The organism is Halobacterium jilantaiense, from assembly GCF_900110535.1.
Taxonomy (GTDB): Archaea; Halobacteriota; Halobacteria; order Halobacteriales; family Halobacteriaceae; genus Halobacterium; species Halobacterium jilantaiense.
Genome location: NZ_FOJA01000001.1, coordinates 1,111,268 through 1,128,187, shown reverse-complemented (window position 1 = coordinate 1,128,187; position 16,920 = coordinate 1,111,268). Strand labels below are relative to the sequence as shown.

Here is a 16,920-nt window from a genome sequence, read left to right as displayed (position 1 = left end):
GATGGACGTCGTCCGCCCCGAGTTCCTGCCGACGGCCGGCCTGAGCCGCGAGGAGATGGAATCGATGCAGCGCGACATCGCGAGCGCTGCGGAGTTCACCGACAGGCACAGCCTCGACCCGGCGAGCGTCGCGCTCTCGGAGACGCCGACCGACCGCGAGACGGCGGACGGCTCCGGCGCGGGAACCGAGCAGGCGACGTTCGCGAGCGGCGACGCCGACGGGCCGGTCGTCGTCGGCGTCGACCAGGCGTTCCGGGACGACGAGTCCGTGAGCGCCGCCGTCGCGATTCGGGACGGCGACCTCGTCGAGCGGGCGGCGGGCCGGGCTCCCTTAGCCCTCCCCTACATTCCGGGCCTGTTGTCGTTCCGGGAGGGCAGCGCAATCGTGGACGCGCTCGCGTCGCTGTCCGTCGACCCCGACCTGCTCGTCTTCGACGGCAGCGGCCGCATCCACTTCCGGCAGGCGGGCCTGGCGGCCCATCTGGGCGTCGTGTTCGACACTCCGGCGGTCGGCGTCGCGAAGAACCTGCTCTGCGGGACGCCGGCCGAATCGCTCGACGACCCGCTGCCGGCGGGCACTCGGGTCGCAATCGAGGCCGACGACTCGATGGACGCGCCCGACGGCACGGTCGTCGGGTACGCAGTCCAGACCCGGCAGTACCCCAACCCCGAGACCAGACACGTCAATCCGCTCTACGTCAGCCCCGGGCACCGAGTGAGCGCGGCGTCCACTGCCGATTTCGTCGAGGCGACCTGCACGGGGTACAAGCTCCCCGCGCCCACTCGGCTGGCCGACCGGTACGCCGACGACCTCCGGTGAGCGCGCTCTCGCCGGCTGCAACTGCCCGACGCGGATTTCAGTGTCGGAGTTCGAAACTCGACCCATGCAGGAACGCCCCTCCCGCCGGTCCGTGCTCGCCAGCGCGGGCGGACTGGCGCTCGCGGGACTCGCCGGCTGCACCGGCGACGGCGGCAGCGACGACGCGACGACCAGTGACTCGACCGCGACCGAACAGCCAGCGACCACGGCCGACGACACGCCGTCGGTCGACTGGGACGAGGTCGCCGACTTCCGGACGTGGCTCACCGAGTACAGCACGCTCCCGTCGAGCAACGCGCGGTTCGACTACCAGTCGGTCGGTCTCGAGAGCGTCGTCGGCGTCGGGCGCACGAGCGTCTTCGACCTCGCCCCCGAGGACGCCGACGGCGCGCTCGTGCAGTCGGGCAACACAATTCTCCTCGGGGCGTTCGACGCGGACGCGCTCGTCGCGGACGTCGAGGCGTCGGCCGACTACGAACGCACCGGCGAGCACGAGGGGTACCGGACCGCCGAAGCCACGGAGACCGACAGCGAACTCGCAATCGGCGAGGACGCGGTGCTCGCGGGGTCTGACCTCTCGGTCTGGGTCGACACCCACCTCGGCGAGCGCGAGCGCCTGGAGGAGACTGCCCCGGTGTTCACGCACATCCTCCGGCGGCTCCCCCACCGCGGCCTCGTCTCGGCTCAGTACGGTGCGCCCGCGGGCGGCGAGATAGACGCCGAGGAAATCGACGCGTGGGGAACGTCGATGGCGTCTCTGGAATCGGGAGAGGGCGCGTGGGTGTACGCCCTCGAACCGGACACGAGCGACGCCGCAGTCGACGAACTCGCAGCCGAACTCGGCGAGAGCGCGTTCACCGAGGAGATCACCTCGCAGCGCCGGGACGGTCGCTTCGTGACGTTCGAGGCGACGATGCCGACGCCGGACTGACCGGCCTGCGACTCAACTGTTAACTGGCGGGCCCCCGACGGTCGGAGCATGCAGAAGGTCGCACTCGTGACTGGGTGTTCCTCGGGCGTCGGCGCGGCGACCGCTCGCGCGCTCCGCCGCGAGGAGTGGACGGTCGTCGCGACGGCGAGAGACACGGACGACCTCGCAGCCCTCGCTGCCGAGACGGGCTGCGAGACGGCCGAACTGGACGTGACGAAGCCCGCCCAGTGCAGGAACGTCGTCGACAGCGTCGTCGACGAGCACGGCCGGCTGGACTGTCTGGTGAACAACGCCGGCTACGCGCAACTCGGCCCGCTGGAGGACGTGCCGCCGCGGGAACTCCACCGTCAGTTCGACGTGAACGTCTACGGCCCGCACCGGCTGATTCGGGCCGCCCTGCCGCACATGCGGGAGCGCGAGGACGGCACCATCGTGAACGTCTCCAGCGTCTCGGGGCGGGTGGCGACGCCCGGCATGGGCGCGTACAACGGCTCGAAGTTCGCGCTGGAAGGGATGAGCGACGCGCTCCGCAACGAAGTCGCGGAGTACGGCGTCGACGTGGCGCTCGTCGAACCCGGGCCCGTCGACACCGGCTTCCAGGACCGCGCGGAGTCCTCGATGGACAGCCTCGACCCCAGCGGTGCCTACGAGCGCGTCTACTCGTGGTTCGAGGACGCGAGCGCGGTCAACGGACTGGGGTCCGTGCAGCCCGACGAGGTCGCAGAAGTCGTGGTCGAAGCGGCCGTCAGCCCCGACCCGGCGGCCCGCTACCCGGTGGCGCAGGCCGGCCGCGTCGGCGTCCTCGCGCGCTTCCTCCCCGACGGCGTCCTCGACTACGGCTACCGCGCGATGCTGAAGTGGCTGACCTGACGGCGGTCACTCCAGGCAGGCGGCGACGACGCGCAGCGGCCGCTCGCCCCTGACTTCCTCGGCGAGCAGTGGCACGCGCTTGACGTCGTGGCCCCGGAACAGGTCTTGGGCCTCGGCGAGCGCCTGCTGCTGGACGTCCCAGCGCCGCGCGCAGAACTCGCAGTCCTCGTGGTTTGGCGCGACGAAGGCGTCGGCGGGAACGTCGGTGACGTCCGCCAGCGGCTCCATCACGCGGTTCACGACGACGGTGTTGACGGGGACGCCGTACTCGCCGAGGCGCGCGACGAGCCGGTTCGACTCGGAGACGGAGAGCTCCTCGGGCACGAGGACGACCCGGAAGTCGGTGCGCTCGGGGTCAGTGAGGACGGCGCGGAGGCGTTCGACGCGCTCCTTGACGTCGTCGAGGTCGCCCATCGCCTGCTCGGCGTCCGCGTCGTCGTCCCCACCGAACATCCCCGTCAGTCCGTCGAGCATCCCGCCCATGCGCTCGCGGAACTGCATCAGCTTCCCCACCATCGAGTCCATCACCTCGGGGAGTTCCAGCAGCCGGAGCGTGTGGCCGGTCGGCGCGGTGTCGACGACGACGCGGTCGAAGCGCTCGTCGTCGAGGTACTCCAGGAGCAACTGCATCGCGGCCGCCTCGTCGGCACCCGGCATCATCGCCGCGCTCTCGTCTTCGCCCGCGGCACCCGCGCTGCCCGCACCGGCGGCCGCCCCGGGTCCGCTCTCGCCGCCCATTCCGGGCATCCCGCCGCCGAGCAGCGACTCCAGACCGCCGGAGAGCCCGCCGTCCTGTCCGAACATGCCGGCCTGGTCGAGCGCGTCGTCTGGGTCGATTTCGACCGCCCACAGCGGCACGTCCTCCCGGATTCGGTGGGGCCGACTCGGAATGTCGGCTTCGAGAGTGTCCGACAGCGAGTGCGCGGGGTCGGTGGAGACGACGAGCGTGTTCGTGCCGTCGCTCGCGGACGCGAGCGCGGTGGCTGCCGCCATCGTCGTCTTCCCGACGCCGCCCTTCCCGCCGTACAGCACGTACTCCGCGGTGTCCGTCTCGACGCCCGGGTCGAGAGAATCGACCGCCTCGACCTCGATTTCGTCCATACCCGTGGGTCGTGCGCCCACCGGGGTCAATCCGTTGGTCGCGCGCCGTCAGGCGAAGTAGTCGGCGAGGCGGTCGGCGGCCTCCTGGGCACGGGGCGTGACGAGCGCGAACCGCAGCCAGTCGGTCCGCGACTCGCCGAAGCCAGCGCCCGGCATCCCCGCGACGCCCGCCTCGTCGATGAGTTCGTAGACGTTCTCCAGGGTGCCCGGGAAGCCGGGGAACCGCGCCATCACGTAGAACGAACCCTCTGGCGTCGTGTACTCAGCGCCCGCGGCGTCGAGTGCCTCGGTGAACGCGGCGATGCGCTCCCGGAGGAGCGCCCGGGTGTCCTCGTAGTAGTCGGGGTCGGTGTTCCGGAGCGCGTGCAGGACGGCGGCCTGCGACGGCCGGCTGCCAGCCACACTCGTGAGCATGTGCCGAGACTTCATCGGCTCGGCGTGGCGCTCGTCGGCGATGGCGTACCCGACCCTGAACCCCGTGATCGCGAGCGACTTCGAGAACGAGTTCGTGACGATGCGGTGCGGCGAGTCGTACTCCAGCGCGCTCGTGAACTCGCCGGAGAAGTCGAAGTGGTCGTACACCTCGTCGCTGACGAGGATGGCGTCGTTGTCCTCCGCGATGGCGACCAGTTCCGCCATCGTCTCCTCCGGGTAGACCGCGCCCGTGGGGTTGTTCGGCGTGTTCACGACGATGCAGGCGGTGTCCTCGCTGGCGACCTCGCGGACGTCCGCGGGGTCGATGTGGCCCTCGTCGTCCGCGACGACGAAGCGCTGCGTGCCGCCGAGCATCGTCGTCTTCCCCGGATAGTAGGGGTAGACCGGGTCGGTCATGACGATCTCGTCGCCGGTGCCGCGCTCCAGCGCGCGCCCCATCGCGAGGTAGTTCGCGCCGCCGCCGCCGTTCGTCACGACGACCTGGCTCACGTCCACGCCGCGTCGGGCCGCAATCTCCTCGCGGAGTTCCCGCAGCCCCTCGCTGGGCGGGTACTGGAAGTCGTCGCCTCCGGTGTCGGCGTAGGCGTGCAGGCCCTCACTGACCGCCGGCGGTGACCCCCAGTCCGGGTTCCCCGAGACCATGTCGACGACGTCGCGGTCTGCGTCGGCCGCGTACTTCATCACGCGGAAGAACAGCGGCTCCTCGTACTCCATACCGGAGTCTGGACGCGTCGGCACGTGTTTCTTTCGCCCGGCAAACGTCGCCGGGAGACGGGCGTTGAGGGCGTTCCGCGCTGTCCTCGTGAGCATGTCCCACCGAGAACTCGCCCGGGAGTACTACGACGCCGTCGACGACGGCCGCGTCGACGACCTGCTCGCGCTGTTCGCCGACGACGTGACCTACGAGCGGCCCGGCCAGTCCAGCATCGACGGCAAGGACGACCTCGCGGCGTTCTACCGCGAGGACCGCGCTCTGGAGGGCGAACACGAGATTCACCACGTCGTCGTCGGCGGCGACCGGGTCGCCGTCCGCGGCACGTTCTCGGGCGAACAGGCCGGCGAGCCGGTCGAGTTCGGGTTCGCGGACTTCCACTTCGTCGAGGACGGCACGATTGCCGAACGCCACACGTACACCGACCGCGACACGGTCTGACCGCGACCCGACACGCCTCCGCCTCGACCCCTACCTTCTTGCTGTCGCCCCGGGAAGCTCGGAGCATGCGCGAGTACGCCGACGACCCGCCGGTCGAGGAGACGGTCGGGGACGCGCTCCGGGACGCCGGCCACACGGTCGCCACTGCCGAATCGTGTACCGGCGGCCTGATTGGCTCGCTGCTCACCGACGTGCCGGGCTCCTCAGACTACTTCGACCGGAGCTACGTCACGTACGCCTACGACGCGAAACTCGACCACGGTGTCACCCGCGAAGCGCTCGACGACCACGGCGCGGTCAGCGAACCGGTCGCCCGCCAGATGGCGCGAGGTGTCCGCGACCAGGCCGGCACGACGTGGGGCGTCGCCACCACCGGCGTCGCGGGACCGGACGGCGGCAGCGCGGAGACGCCCGTCGGCACGGTCTACGTCGGCGTCGCGTACGCCGGGAACTGGGGCAGCGGGGACTCCTACGCCGCGGTCACGCGCCGCGAGCTCGACGGTGACCGACTGGCAATCAAGGAGCAGATTGCCCGAACTGCCCTGCAACTACTCGCGGGGGAACTCGAAAGCGTCACGTAACCACCGTGCATCGACCTACCCGATGAACAAAGGCGACCACGTTCTCAACGGCATCCTGCTCGCCGTGGGCCTCGGCTACGTCCTCCACCCGGACGGCGGACTGGAGACGTTCGAGACCATCGCGGCGACGCTCGTGCCGGTCGTCCTCGGCACGCTGTTCCCCGACGTCGACACCGACTTCGGGAAACACCGCAAGACCCTCCACAGCCTCCCGGTCCTCGCCGTCCTCTACGCGTTCCCGTTCTACTTCGGGAACCTCCAGTGGGTGTGGGTCGGCGTACTCAGCCACTACGTCCTCGACGTGGTCGGCAGCAGACGCGGCATCGCGCTGTTCTACCCGCTCTCCGACCAGGAGTACGGACTGCCCGTGGGCGTCACCACGTCCTCGAAGTGGGCGACCACGGTCACGGTCGTAATCACCATTCTGGAGCTGGCGGTCGTCGCCGCCGTGCTCTACCTGGCACCTCAGGTCATCCCGATGGAGACCGTCGAGACCTTCCTCTGAGACGGCCTAGTAGACGGCGACATCGTCGAACCGGCCGTCGTACGCGATGTGACGGGGGTGGGTGGGCTCCATCCCCGAGAGCAACAAGCGGTCGACTTTCTCCCAGGTGTTCTCGTAGACGAGGTGGAGTTTCTCCGCGAGACGACGCTGCCGGTGACCGGGGCCGTTCCGGTGTTCGACGCTCCGGCTCACGCCGGACTGGAGCGCGTCGACGAGGTCGGCCTCGCTCTCGATTTCGGCGTCGAACGCGGTCCAGACGTCGCCGACCGTGTTCGAGAGGTGGGCGTACGACGACCCGAACTCGGGGAGGTCGTGGACGTCGGCCAGCCGGCGGGCGCGCCGGTCGTGGTGCGGGAGGAGTTTCGGGTTGTACGTCTCGACGGCGGCCAGGCGGCCGCGGTACGCCTCGACGTCGGCGGGCGTCAGGCTCACCGTCAGGAACCCCGGGTGGGGTGCCAGTACGGCGGCGTTCTGGCGGTCGAGCTCGGTCAGCGCGCCGTCCAGCGTGACGAAGTCCGGAACCGGCGAGTCGAGGCCGACCGCGAGGACGTGTTTGCGGTCGCGGTACGAGCCGGTGAAAATCTCGCGGGCCGGCACCACGAGGAGGTCGTCGTCGCTGTAGGCGGCCGCCCGCTCGCGGATGTCGGGCAGGCGCGTGAAGTGCGGGGCGTACACGAGCACGTCGACGCCGGCTGACTTCGCCTGACGGACGGCGTCGTCGTCCAGCACTTTCACGTGGAGGTCGACACGAGTCGTCGGCACGCCCTCGGATTCGCGTGGCGACAGTTAGCCGCTTTCGGTCTCGGTGAACGCTTCGCCCGGTGTTCCGCGTTCTGGCGAGCTTATGGGTGTGGCGTCCGAAGGGCGAGTATGAGCTTCGAGTTGCTCTCCGAGGACGTCGTTCCCGAACACGCCCAGGACGTGAAACAGGACGCCCGAGACTTCGCGGCCGAACACATCGCGCCGAACGCCGAGGAGTTCTACCGGACCGGCGACTACCCGCGAGACATCCTGGAGGCGGGGATGGACGCCGGTCTGGTCGCCCAGGACATCAGCGAAGAGTACGGCGGCCGTGGTCTCGACCTGACCCAGATGCTCGCCATCGCCGAGGAGTTCTTCCGCGCGGACGCCGGCATCGCGCTGACGCTCCAGCTCGCGAGCTTCGGAGCCGAACTCATGCAGGAGTACGGCAGCGAACAGCAGAAAGAGGAGTTCCTCCGTCCGGTCGCCGAGAACGAACAGATCACCGGACTCGCGGTCTCCGAGCCCGACATCGGCTCCGACCTCGCCGGCATGCACACGACCGCGGAGAAGGACGGCGACGAGTACGTCCTGAACGGCGAGAAGTACTGGATCGGGAACGGCGTCGAGGCCGACTGGGTCACGGTCTACGCGAAGACCGGCGACACCGACGACCGCTACATGAACTACTCGCTGTTCGCCGTGCCGACCGACACCGACGGCTACGACGCCGAACACATCCCGGAGAAGATGGGGATGCGCGCGTCGAAGCAGGCACACATCGTCTTCGACGACTGCCGCATCCCGGAGGAGAACCTCATCGGGAGCGAGGGCGCGGGCTTCATGATGCTCACCGACTTCTTCAACCACGGTCGCGTCGTGGTCTCCGGTCACGGGCTGGGGCTGGCCGCCGCCGCCTTCGAGGAGGCGTGGGACTTCGTCCACGACCGCGAAGGGTTCGGGCGGAACGTCTCGGACTTCCAGGCCGTCCAGCACGGTCTCGCTGACATGCGTCTGGAGTTCGAGTCGGCGCGCGCGCTCGCGTACCGGGCCGCCGAGAAGGTCGAGGCCTACGACCAGCCCGGGCTCTGGGCGGCGATGGCGAAGACGAAGGCGACGGAGGTCGCCACGGCGAACGCCGAGCAGGGCATGCAGTTCCACGGCGGCCGCTCGAATCTCACCGACCGCCGCATCGCGCGGGTCTACCGAGACGTCCGCATCCCGGTCATCTACGAGGGCGCAAACGAGATTCAGCGCAACCTCATCTACCGGCAGTCGGCTGAGTGAAACGAACCTGGTGACCGGAGACTGCGTCTCCCGGCAGTCCGGGGAGAGTAGCGAAACAGACGACAGAATTGCTGTGAGTCCGGGCGCGCAGCGGCTCTCGCTGTAATCGAACACTGGACGGAGGGCGTGCGAACGCCCGACTCATCCTCGGGTCACCGCACCTACCAGTCGCGTATCCCACAGACCGCGACATCGCGGCTCTGGCGGTGCTTCACGGGTCAGATAGCGGACTGTTAACTGTCGTGCGTATCGTTATCACGATTGAAAGTTTGTCTGACGCGCGGCAGACATTCGACGGACGTGCGGGGTTCAGTTCTCTAGCTAGCGACACAAAGTTTATGCGCGCGCTCCGGCTACGAGGAGGCATGCCCGGGTGGGAGTGCGCGATTGTCGGCTGTGGGTCGACCTTCGGTAGCGTCGAAGCACTGCTGGCACACCAGGTGACTGACCACGAGACCCACGAGTGCGAGGTCTGTGGCGACACCGTCCCGGAGGGCTACTTCGCCGTCAAGCACGTCCTCGAAGACCACACGCGCGCCGAGTACGTCCGCTTCTACGACGGCGACGCCGCCGCCATCCGCGAACGCGAGGAGGTCCTCGAAGCCGTCGGCGACGCCCTCGACCCCAGCGTCCTCGAAGACCTGCTCAGCGACGAGCGGGCCGACGTCCTCGACACCACCGACCCTACCCCCGTCACCACGAGCTGAGTTCTCGGCTGCCGCGTCCGGAACCGCCTTCCGGACGGCTCTGTCTCTTGTCCCCATGCGACTCGCGCGACTCCAGACAGCCGACGGCATCGTCGAGGGCGAGTACCGCGACGGAACCGTCGTCACCGACGACGCCGAGTACGTGGTTGGCGACGACGGCCGGCTCGCACCGCCCTGCGACCCGTCGGCGCTGTACTGCATCGGCCGGAACTACGCCGCGACGCTCGACCAGATGGACTACGAGCGCCCCGAGGAGCCGGACTTCTTCATCAAGCCGCCGGCGTCGGTTGTCGGTCACGGTGCCGACATCCCCTACCCGTCGTTCACCGACGAACTCACGTACGCGGGCGAACTCGCCGCCGTCGTCGGCGAGCGCTGCCACGACGTCGACGAAGCCGACGTGCCGGACGTCCTCCGCGGATTCACCGTGATGAACGACCTCGACGCGCTCGACCAGCAGGGCCGCACGGCGCGCAAGGCCTTCGACGGGTCTGGCCCGCTTGGTCCCTGGGTCGAGACGGACGTCGACCCGTGCGGCATCGACATGCACACCGACATCGCGGGCGAGCGACGCCAGGAAGCGAACACGGAACTGATGCTGTTCGACCCCTACGAGGCCGTCGCCTACCTCTCCGAGCGATTCACATTCCGGCCCGGCGACGTGATTGCGTTCGGCAGCCCGGCGAACCCGGGGCTCGTTGAACCCGGGGAGACGGTCGAAATCACGTACGAAGGGGTCGGCACGCTGCGAAACACTATCGTCGACGGCGAGAACTAGCTGCGGAACCGCGTCGCGCCGGAACCGGCCGCGTTACTGGCGGTCTTCGGAGTCCAGCACGCGAATCTGGTCGCCGCGCACGGTGACCGGAATCGGGACGGTCGCCTCGTACAGTTCGACGGTGACCTGGTCTTTGCCCTCGTCGATGCGCTGGACCTGGGCCTTCTCGCCCTTGAACGGCCCCGCGATGAGCTCGACGATGTCGTTCTCCGCGATGCCCTCGACGTCCGGCTTCGGAGAGAGGAAGTGCTCGACCTCCGAGATGCCGGCGTCGCCGGGCACGAGGCTGCGGGCGTGCGGAATCTCCTCCATGACGCGCTCGATGGCGGCGGTGTCCTCGGCCTCCACCATCACGTAGCTGGTGAGCGCGTCCGGCGCGAGCACCGCGTGGATGGTGTCCTCCTCGCGGTTCGCGATCATGCTCGCGACGGTCTGCTCCTGGCTCGCGGTTGTCTTGACGGCGAACACACCCATCTCAGATCACCGAGGTCACGCCGCTCATCAGGAGGAAGATGACGAATCCGATGAGGCCGATGAGCAGGATGCCTGCGCCGGCGATTTTCGCAATCTGGGAGAACTCCTCCCAGGAGGGCGTGCTCGCCAGGCGGAGCACCCTGGTGTACGCGGAAAGCTCTAGGGGAACGTCCATACTCGACTCCACACGACGCTGGCTTTTCTATCTATTGATGCTGCATAGGGACTTTCGAGTGTCGGGTTTCACTCCTCGCGATCGGTCGCGAACGTCGAGACGTACCCAAACACGGCGTAGACGGCGAAGAACACGACTATCGTCGACACCACTGTCGCGAGCGAGGAGTACCCGAACTCCTGTTCCCAGAGTTCGGAGAGTTCCCACGTCACAGGGAAGCTACACACGATGGTGGCGACGAGAACCGCAGCGCGTACGCGTGTCGATTCGAAGGTCGTCGCCGCCGTCCACGTCTCTGCGAGGGAGTGTGTGAGCCGAGGCACAGTCCAGGCGTCGCCGTGGCCGGACTAAAACACGGCGACCGTTTGCAGCCGCTGTACCGCGAGCGTCATTCGACGTAGTCGATGTCCTCGATTTCGCTGCCGGGCTGCGGTTCGGGTTCGGGCTCGGGCTGCGGTTCGGGCTCGGGGGTGTCGTTGCGGCCGTAGATCTGGGGAGAGTCGACGCCGGTGACGACGACCATGGTGCGCATCTCCTCCTCGATCTCCTCGTCGACGCTGGTGCCCCAGATGATGCGGGCGTCCGGATCGATGCGGTCGTAGAGCTGTTCGACGACGCCCTCGGCCTCCTCGATGCTCATGTCCGGCCCACCCGTCACGTTGATGAGCGCGGAGTTCGCCGAGGAGATGTCGACGTCCAGCAGCGGGGAGCGAAGTGCGGACTGGACCGAGTCCGCGGCCTTCGCGTCGGAGTCGGCCTCGCCGAGCCCGATCATGGCGACGCCGCCCTTCTCCATGACGGTGCGAACGTCGGCGAAGTCGAGGTTGACGAGGCCGGGCTTCGTGATGAGTTCCGTGATGCCCTTCACGGAGCGCATGAGGACCTCGTCGGAGACCTTGAACGCCTCGCGAACCGGGAGTTTTCCGACCGAGTCGAGGAGTCGGTCGTTCGGGACGACGATGACGGTGTCGGCGACGTCGCGGAGGCGTTCGAGGCCGGCTTCCGCGTTCGTGCGTCGGACCTCGCCCTCGGCGGTGAACGGCGTGGTGACGATGGCGATAGTGAGCGCGCCCTGTTCGCGGGCGGCTTTCGCCACGACCGGCGCGGAGCCGGTGCCGGTGCCGCCGCCGAGCCCGGCGGTGACGAACACCATGTCCGAGCCCGAGATGGCCTCCCGAATCTCGTCCTGGGACTCGATGGCGGCCTCCTCGCCGACCTGCGGGAGCGAGCCGGCACCACGGCCCTTGGTCTTCTGCTGGCCCATGAGAATCTTCGTGTCGGCGTCGATGTCGACGAGATGCTGGACGTCGGTGTTCGCCGCCACCAGGTCCGCGCCGTGGATGCCCTCCTCTGCCATGCGGTTGACCGTGTTCGAGCCGGCACCGCCACACCCGACCACCGTGATGTTCGTCTGGAGCTCCTGGAGGACGTCCTCGAGTTCGTCGTCGGTCATGGTGCCGGTGGGCATCGGCTCGCCCCCGCCGCCCGCGACGTCGCCCGCGTCCGAGGCCGAGTCTTCGGACTCCTCGGCCTCGTCTATGGCGTCCTGTACGATCGAGTCCATTGTTGCCTAACGGGTAGCGTGTGAGGCTTAATTACCTTTCCCCTCCGCGTCGGACGGGCGTCGCACGCGCTCTCGCGCCCGCTCTCGGAGGGCGACCGGAACGGTGATGGTCTCCGTTCGGGCGACCTCGTCGGGGGTGATGGTAGCCCCGTCGTACTCGACCGGCTGGCCGTTCGCGAGCTTCCCGTAGGCGGGGCCTTCCGGGACCCCGCGGTCGGCGGCGGCGGCCGGGTCGAAGGTCTCCCGAGTGGCGGTGACCTCAGCTTGATTTCGCGCGACCTCGTCGTACTCGGCCGCGAGCACGTCCGCGAGGCCGTCGACGAGCGCGTCGTAGTCGTTGCCGGTCGCGAACGCCGCCGGACCGGCGAGGCGGTTCCCGTTCTCCTCGGTGAGCACGGCGAGCGCTCGCTCCTGTGCCGCCTCGACCGTTGCGTCGGGGTCGACGGCGTGGGCGGCATCCAGCAGGTCGCCGGGCAGGTCGACGACCCGGTAGTCGCCCTCGTGGGACTCGGCGGGTGCGCCGAACCGGAGGCCGTCATCGACGCGCCCGACGTGGGCTTCCAGCGAGGCGACGAGGTCGAGCTGGACGCCGTCCGTCTCCTTGACCCACGTCTCGGAGACGACGTCGTAGCCGAGTCCGGCGATGGCGTCCCGGACGGCGGACTGCTCGCCGTCGACGACGGCGTACTCGGCGCCGCTCGCAGCGAACATCGCGTCGACGACGCCCTCGTGTTGGCGCGGGTCCCCGAGGTCCGACAGCGACCAGTCGGCGGCGACGTGGCCGACCGGCCAGTCGGTCTCCGCGAGAACGCGGGAGGGTCGAGGGGCGTAGTGGCCGCCACCGAACGCGACGAGCGCCCGGTCGCCGTGGGGGTCGACGCCACGGAGGCCGAGGACGGCCTTCGCGACCGCGCCCGCGCCCTCGGGGTCGCCCCACTCGGCCTCGTCGCTGCCGAGTTCCACGAACATCGAGGGCGCGCCGACGCTCGTCGGCCCGTGGTGGGTGCACTCCATCGCCACGTCGTAGCCGTCGGGCGCGTGCTCCCGGAGGCCGGCCATCACGGCGTGGTGGGCGTTCGGGCACGCCGGCGCGACCGACCGGCCCTCGCCCCCGAACTCGGCGTCGCCGCCGAAGTTCCCCGTGTAGTGGGCCGACAGCAGCGGCCCCGTCTCGCCGCTGTGCCGAGAGACGAACACCACGAGGTCGGGGTCGTCGAACGCCGCGGCGGCGTCGTCCGCGTGGATGTGGAGGTCGTCGATCTCCCGCAACTCGAAGCCGTCCGCGCGGTAGGTGTCCTCGGCGACCTGCTCGAAGTCGCCGAGTTCGAGGAGGTGGTCGCCGATGTGCTCCGAGGCCTCGTCCGCGCGGCTCACGACGATGCCGATCACGCTCCGGGGTACTCGGTCGGGCGTAAAACGCCTGCCGTTACCGCGTGGTAGCGCCGGAAGTCCGCGGGCAGTAATCTCGTGGCCCGGCTAGTCAGCCCGGGATGGTGAGCTATCAGAACACGACCTCGGCGTCGACAAAGTACTGCTCTCGCACTCGCTCGAACTCCGGACCCGCCGGCACGAGCCCCCGTGTCGGCGCGTCGTGTTCGTCGAAACGACTCCGGTCCGGGGAGACGGATTCGAGTATTTCCACGAACGTCGACCCGTTCCTCCCGGTGACGTGTACGAACCCGCCGTACCGACGCCGCTCGAACGCCGTCGCATCCGGGTCCGGAAACGCGTTGACGATACACCCGACGTGTTCTCGGAGGTAGTCTGCGGCCTGCTTCTGGGAGTACTGGCAGTCTGCGTAGTACTGCTCCTTGTTCTCGTCGTCGAGGCTCCGGCCACCGTGTTTCGCCGATTCGTACCGGACCGCGTCCGCGCCGACCTCGCCTTCGAGGAAGCTCAGATTCACAGTGAAACACTCCGGATACCTGAGGATGACGAGGACGAAAATCTGCTCGTCGACCGTGTAGCGCTCCTGTAAGCGGTAGTAGCACTCTAGATAGTACGCAGCCAGCGCCCCGACCCAGTCGTCGCGCTCGCCGTCGAGGTACTCGGTCGCGACCTCGTAGTAGTCCTCCCCGGCGAGCTGTCCCAACCGGTGTTCGAAACTCCGCCGCATGTCTCCGAGTTCGTCCTCGTAGACCTCCGTTACGGGAACGTCCGGGTCGGCCAGGAGTTCGATCTTCCGCTCGCCGGCGGCAGCGATTCGACGCATGTTCTCGTAACACTCCCGCTCAGCCGCGGCGTCAGGGAGTGGAACTCGAACTGCCTGGTGGGGCAGAGTTGCAGACCCGGACTCCAGCCGGTCGAGGTAGCCCATGACGACCTGTAGATAATAACACACGTCTATGAATCGGTCGGTATCCACACTACCGGCTCCCAACCGAGAACGGCCGAACGTGGAGCCGGCGGAGTGAACCGTGCACTCCTCAGTCGCCGGCCTCGGCCTCCGGTCGGCCGGAGCCGTACGCCGACTGCACAGTCCGGTTGGTGCGGCGCAGCAGCCGTGCGAGGGACTCCCGGCGCAGCCAGAACAGCCCGGCAGCCAGCACGAGGTAGACCACGGTGTAGACGTGGAGGACGAGGATGCTGAGTTCGGTCTCGACGGCGGCGTCGGCGACCGTCTGGATGATGGCGAACTCGACGACGACCTGACTCACGAACAGCACGAGCAGCCCCGTTGCCTCCCGCAGGCTGATGTTGAAGTTGGAGAGGATGGCGATGGCGAACGCGCTCTGGGCGGCCGTAATCCAGATTTCGGCGGTCTGTTTCTCGTCGAACGGCAGCGAGCCGACCTCGCCGAGGCCGAGGCTGTAGACGACCGCGAGGGTCCCGATGAGCAGCGTCCACTGGTTCAGCTTCGAGGAGATGAGGGCGTTGAACCCCGCCGTCGAGCGCGCCTTGTTCACGAGGTAGGCGACGACGATGAGTTCGGGGCTCTCGGAGGCCAGCGGCGCAATCCACTGAATCATGAAGAACGGCGGGACGCCGGCCTGTTTACCGAGCGCTTCGAGGCCGTGGGCGAACGGGTGGACGGCGGTGAAAATCATCGCGCCGGAGTACGCGAACAGCGCCAGCACGGTCCCGATTCGGACCACCTTGGTGAGGCCTTGGAGGTACTTCGGGACACCGACCTGGCCCTCCGGCTTCTCCACGTCGCCCTGGATGATGACGCCGATGTAGACGACGTACAGCCCGACGAGCACGAGCGTGTCGAGGATGCCGATGCCACCGTTCAGGGGAACGAAGAACGCGAACAGGGTGGCGGCCAGCAGGAACGCGATTTCCGTGCTGATGTTGCGGTCGAGTTGGACGACGCTCGCCAGGAACCCGGACCGCTGTTCGACGGCCACGTCCGACGTGGTCTTCGCCCGGTAGACGGTGAACATCGCGATTCCGGACCACCCGAGCCCGATGAGGATGCGGTTCGCGCCCGTCATGTTCGCGACCGCGAGGTTGCCGGCTTCGACGCCGCGAGCCGTACCGGCGCTCGCGCCGGCGGTCCAGGCGTACAGAGCGTCGACGGCGTACTCGGGGGCGACAGCGAGCACCGCGAGGACGGCGATGGCGAACGCCCGGGGCACGTCTTTCTCGGCGGTCTCGGCTCCCCACGCGAGGAGGAACGACGCGCCGAGCACTGCGACGCCGCTGACGGCGACGGTCGCCAGCTCGGTGAGCGCGAGCGCCTCCGGGCCGCCCGCGAGTTCGACACCGACCCACGGCGCGGTGCAGGCGAACGCCACAGCCAGCGCTGCGAGTGGGTGTGTCACTCGTTCTTTCAGCATACCACAAGGAACCGCGAACGAGTCCCTAACGCTTGCGGTTCAGGGGAGCAGGAAGTAGACGAAGCCGGCGTAGCCGGCGAGCAGTCCGACGCCCTCGACGCGGCCGATGTTGTCGCCGAACGCCATCATGCCGAGCGCGACGAACGTGAAGCCGAGCATCACGGGGAGTTCGAAGCCGATGGTCCCGGGCTGGACGGTGATGGGGACGAGCACGGCGACGAAGCCGATGACGGCGAGGATGTTGTAGATGTTCGACCCGACGACGTTCCCGATGGAGAAGTCGGCTTCGTCCCGGAGGGCGCTCACGACCGACGTGGCGAGTTCGGGGACGGAAGTCCCGAACGCGATGATGGTGAGTCCGATAAAGAGGTCGCCGAATCCCCAGGCTGAGAGCACGCCCCGCCCACCGATGATGAGGCTACGGGAGCCCGCGAGCAGCAAGGCGACGGCACCGACGAGCACCACGTAGTCACGAGTACTGGCGCTCTGGTCTTCGTCCATCTCGACGTCCTCAGGGAGGTTCACGTCTCCTTCCTGCTGGGACTGGTAGTAGAGGTAGCCGGTGAACGCGGCGAGCATCCCGAGCAGGACGACGCCGTCGAAGGCGGCGAGTTCGCCGTCCAGCGAGAGCGCGACGAGCGCGACGGCGGCCGCGAGCATGAACGGGCCGTGCTGGTAGAGCAGGGACTTGTCGACGTCCATCGGGCGGAGGACGGCGGCGGTGCCGAGGACGAGTCCGATGTTGGCGATGTTCGACCCGACGATATTCCCGAGGGCGATGCTGTCGTCGGCGGTGATACCGCCGACCGTGCTGACGAACAGTTCGGGGGCCGTCGTGGCGAACGCGACGACGGTGACACCGACGGTTGCGGCCCTGACGCCGTGCGAGAGTGCGAGGGCGGAGGCGGCGGAGACCAGGAACTCCGCGCCGACGTACAGCAGGAGGATGCCGGCGACGAGGATCGCTCCGTCGAGGAGCAGCGATTCGGCCATATCGACGGGAGACGGCCACCGAG

At 68.5% G+C, this 16,920-nt stretch carries 20 protein-coding genes; 9 read left to right on the top strand and 11 right to left on the bottom strand.

Annotated features, from left to right (window positions below):
• Position 1: 1 nt before the first annotated feature.
• From BMW35_RS05805 to BMW35_RS05795, 3 genes are all read left to right on the top strand, one after another.
• The gene (locus BMW35_RS05805) at positions 2-820 is read left to right on the top strand and encodes an endonuclease V (RefSeq protein ID WP_089668431.1); all 819 of its coding nucleotides are present in this window, start codon (positions 2-4) and stop codon (positions 818-820) included.
• A gap of 64 nt (positions 821-884) precedes the next feature.
• Positions 885-1,751, top strand: coding sequence for a hypothetical protein (locus BMW35_RS05800; protein ID WP_089668430.1), 867 nt, complete (start codon positions 885-887; stop codon positions 1,749-1,751).
• 48 nt (positions 1,752-1,799) lie between these two features.
• The gene (locus tag BMW35_RS05795; protein WP_089668429.1) at positions 1,800-2,621 is read left to right on the top strand and encodes an SDR family oxidoreductase; all 822 of its coding nucleotides are present in this window, start codon (positions 1,800-1,802) and stop codon (positions 2,619-2,621) included.
• Between the two features lie 6 nt (positions 2,622-2,627).
• Here the strand turns inward: BMW35_RS05795 and BMW35_RS05790 are convergent, their stop codons facing one another.
• Together BMW35_RS05790 and BMW35_RS05785 are read right to left on the bottom strand one after the other, a co-directional pair.
• Positions 2,628-3,722, bottom strand: coding sequence for an ArsA family ATPase (locus tag BMW35_RS05790; protein WP_089668428.1), 1,095 nt, complete (start codon positions 3,720-3,722; stop codon positions 2,628-2,630).
• A 48-nt stretch (positions 3,723-3,770) separates the two neighbouring features.
• Positions 3,771-4,871 carry a pyridoxal phosphate-dependent aminotransferase gene (locus tag BMW35_RS05785; protein ID WP_089668427.1) on the bottom strand — a complete coding sequence of 367 codons (1,101 nt, stop codon included), beginning with the start codon at positions 4,869-4,871 and terminating at the stop codon, positions 3,771-3,773.
• A 94-nt stretch (positions 4,872-4,965) separates the two neighbouring features.
• On the opposite strand from BMW35_RS05785, the gene BMW35_RS05780 reads away from it, so the two are divergent.
• The 3 genes from BMW35_RS05780 to BMW35_RS05770 all read left to right on the top strand — a co-directional run bounded on the left by BMW35_RS05780 (position 4,966) and on the right by BMW35_RS05770 (position 6,396).
• Complete coding sequence (locus tag BMW35_RS05780) at positions 4,966-5,310, top strand: nuclear transport factor 2 family protein (protein ID WP_089668426.1); 345 nt, start codon at positions 4,966-4,968, stop codon at positions 5,308-5,310.
• A gap of 65 nt (positions 5,311-5,375) precedes the next feature.
• Positions 5,376-5,891, top strand: coding sequence for a CinA family protein (locus tag BMW35_RS05775; RefSeq protein ID WP_089668425.1), 516 nt, complete (start codon positions 5,376-5,378; stop codon positions 5,889-5,891).
• A gap of 22 nt (positions 5,892-5,913) precedes the next feature.
• Positions 5,914-6,396 (top strand): metal-dependent hydrolase, encoded by a 483-nt coding sequence (locus BMW35_RS05770; protein WP_089668424.1) that lies wholly within the window; start codon positions 5,914-5,916, stop codon positions 6,394-6,396.
• 6 nt (positions 6,397-6,402) lie between these two features.
• Here the strand turns inward: BMW35_RS05770 and BMW35_RS05765 are convergent, their stop codons facing one another.
• A complete protein-coding gene (locus BMW35_RS05765) occupies positions 6,403-7,158 on the bottom strand; it encodes a PHP-associated domain-containing protein (protein ID WP_089668423.1) in 756 nt (251 codons plus the stop codon).
• A gap of 108 nt (positions 7,159-7,266) precedes the next feature.
• Between BMW35_RS05765 and BMW35_RS05760 the strand changes: the two genes are divergently transcribed.
• From BMW35_RS05760 to BMW35_RS05750, 3 genes are all read left to right on the top strand, one after another.
• Positions 7,267-8,424 (top strand): acyl-CoA dehydrogenase family protein, encoded by a 1,158-nt coding sequence (locus BMW35_RS05760; RefSeq protein ID WP_089668422.1) that lies wholly within the window; start codon positions 7,267-7,269, stop codon positions 8,422-8,424.
• 365 nt (positions 8,425-8,789) lie between these two features.
• On the top strand, positions 8,790-9,131 hold the full coding sequence (locus BMW35_RS05755; protein WP_089668421.1) for a DUF7565 family protein: 342 nt from the start codon (positions 8,790-8,792) through the stop codon (positions 9,129-9,131).
• Between the two features lie 55 nt (positions 9,132-9,186).
• The gene (locus BMW35_RS05750) at positions 9,187-9,909 is read left to right on the top strand and encodes a fumarylacetoacetate hydrolase family protein (RefSeq protein WP_089668420.1); all 723 of its coding nucleotides are present in this window, start codon (positions 9,187-9,189) and stop codon (positions 9,907-9,909) included.
• 33 nt (positions 9,910-9,942) lie between these two features.
• Here the strand turns inward: BMW35_RS05750 and BMW35_RS05745 are convergent, their stop codons facing one another.
• From BMW35_RS05745 to BMW35_RS05710, 8 genes are all read right to left on the bottom strand, one after another.
• A complete protein-coding gene (locus tag BMW35_RS05745; protein WP_089668419.1) occupies positions 9,943-10,383 on the bottom strand; it encodes a transcription elongation factor Spt5 in 441 nt (146 codons plus the stop codon).
• 1 nt (position 10,384) lies between these two features.
• Positions 10,385-10,558 (bottom strand): protein translocase SEC61 complex subunit gamma, encoded by a 174-nt coding sequence (locus BMW35_RS05740; protein WP_089668418.1) that lies wholly within the window; start codon positions 10,556-10,558, stop codon positions 10,385-10,387.
• A gap of 68 nt (positions 10,559-10,626) precedes the next feature.
• Positions 10,627-10,881, bottom strand: a complete 255-nt coding sequence (locus tag BMW35_RS05735; RefSeq protein ID WP_089668417.1) for a hypothetical protein — start codon at positions 10,879-10,881, stop codon at positions 10,627-10,629.
• Positions 10,882-10,946: 65 nt separating this feature from the next.
• Entirely contained in the window at positions 10,947-12,122 is a 1,176-nt protein-coding gene (gene ftsZ, locus BMW35_RS05730; protein WP_089668416.1) for a cell division protein FtsZ, read from the bottom strand.
• A 27-nt stretch (positions 12,123-12,149) separates the two neighbouring features.
• Entirely contained in the window at positions 12,150-13,511 is a 1,362-nt protein-coding gene (locus tag BMW35_RS05725; RefSeq protein WP_089668415.1) for a D-aminoacyl-tRNA deacylase, read from the bottom strand.
• Positions 13,512-13,623: 112 nt separating this feature from the next.
• Positions 13,624-14,439, bottom strand: coding sequence for a hypothetical protein (locus BMW35_RS15860; RefSeq protein ID WP_089668414.1), 816 nt, complete (start codon positions 14,437-14,439; stop codon positions 13,624-13,626).
• A 109-nt stretch (positions 14,440-14,548) separates the two neighbouring features.
• Positions 14,549-15,901, bottom strand: coding sequence for a sodium:calcium antiporter (locus BMW35_RS05715; protein ID WP_089670363.1), 1,353 nt, complete (start codon positions 15,899-15,901; stop codon positions 14,549-14,551).
• Between the two features lie 42 nt (positions 15,902-15,943).
• The gene (locus BMW35_RS05710) at positions 15,944-16,897 is read right to left on the bottom strand and encodes a calcium/sodium antiporter (RefSeq protein ID WP_089668413.1); all 954 of its coding nucleotides are present in this window, start codon (positions 16,895-16,897) and stop codon (positions 15,944-15,946) included.
• Positions 16,898-16,920: the final 23 nt, after the last annotated feature.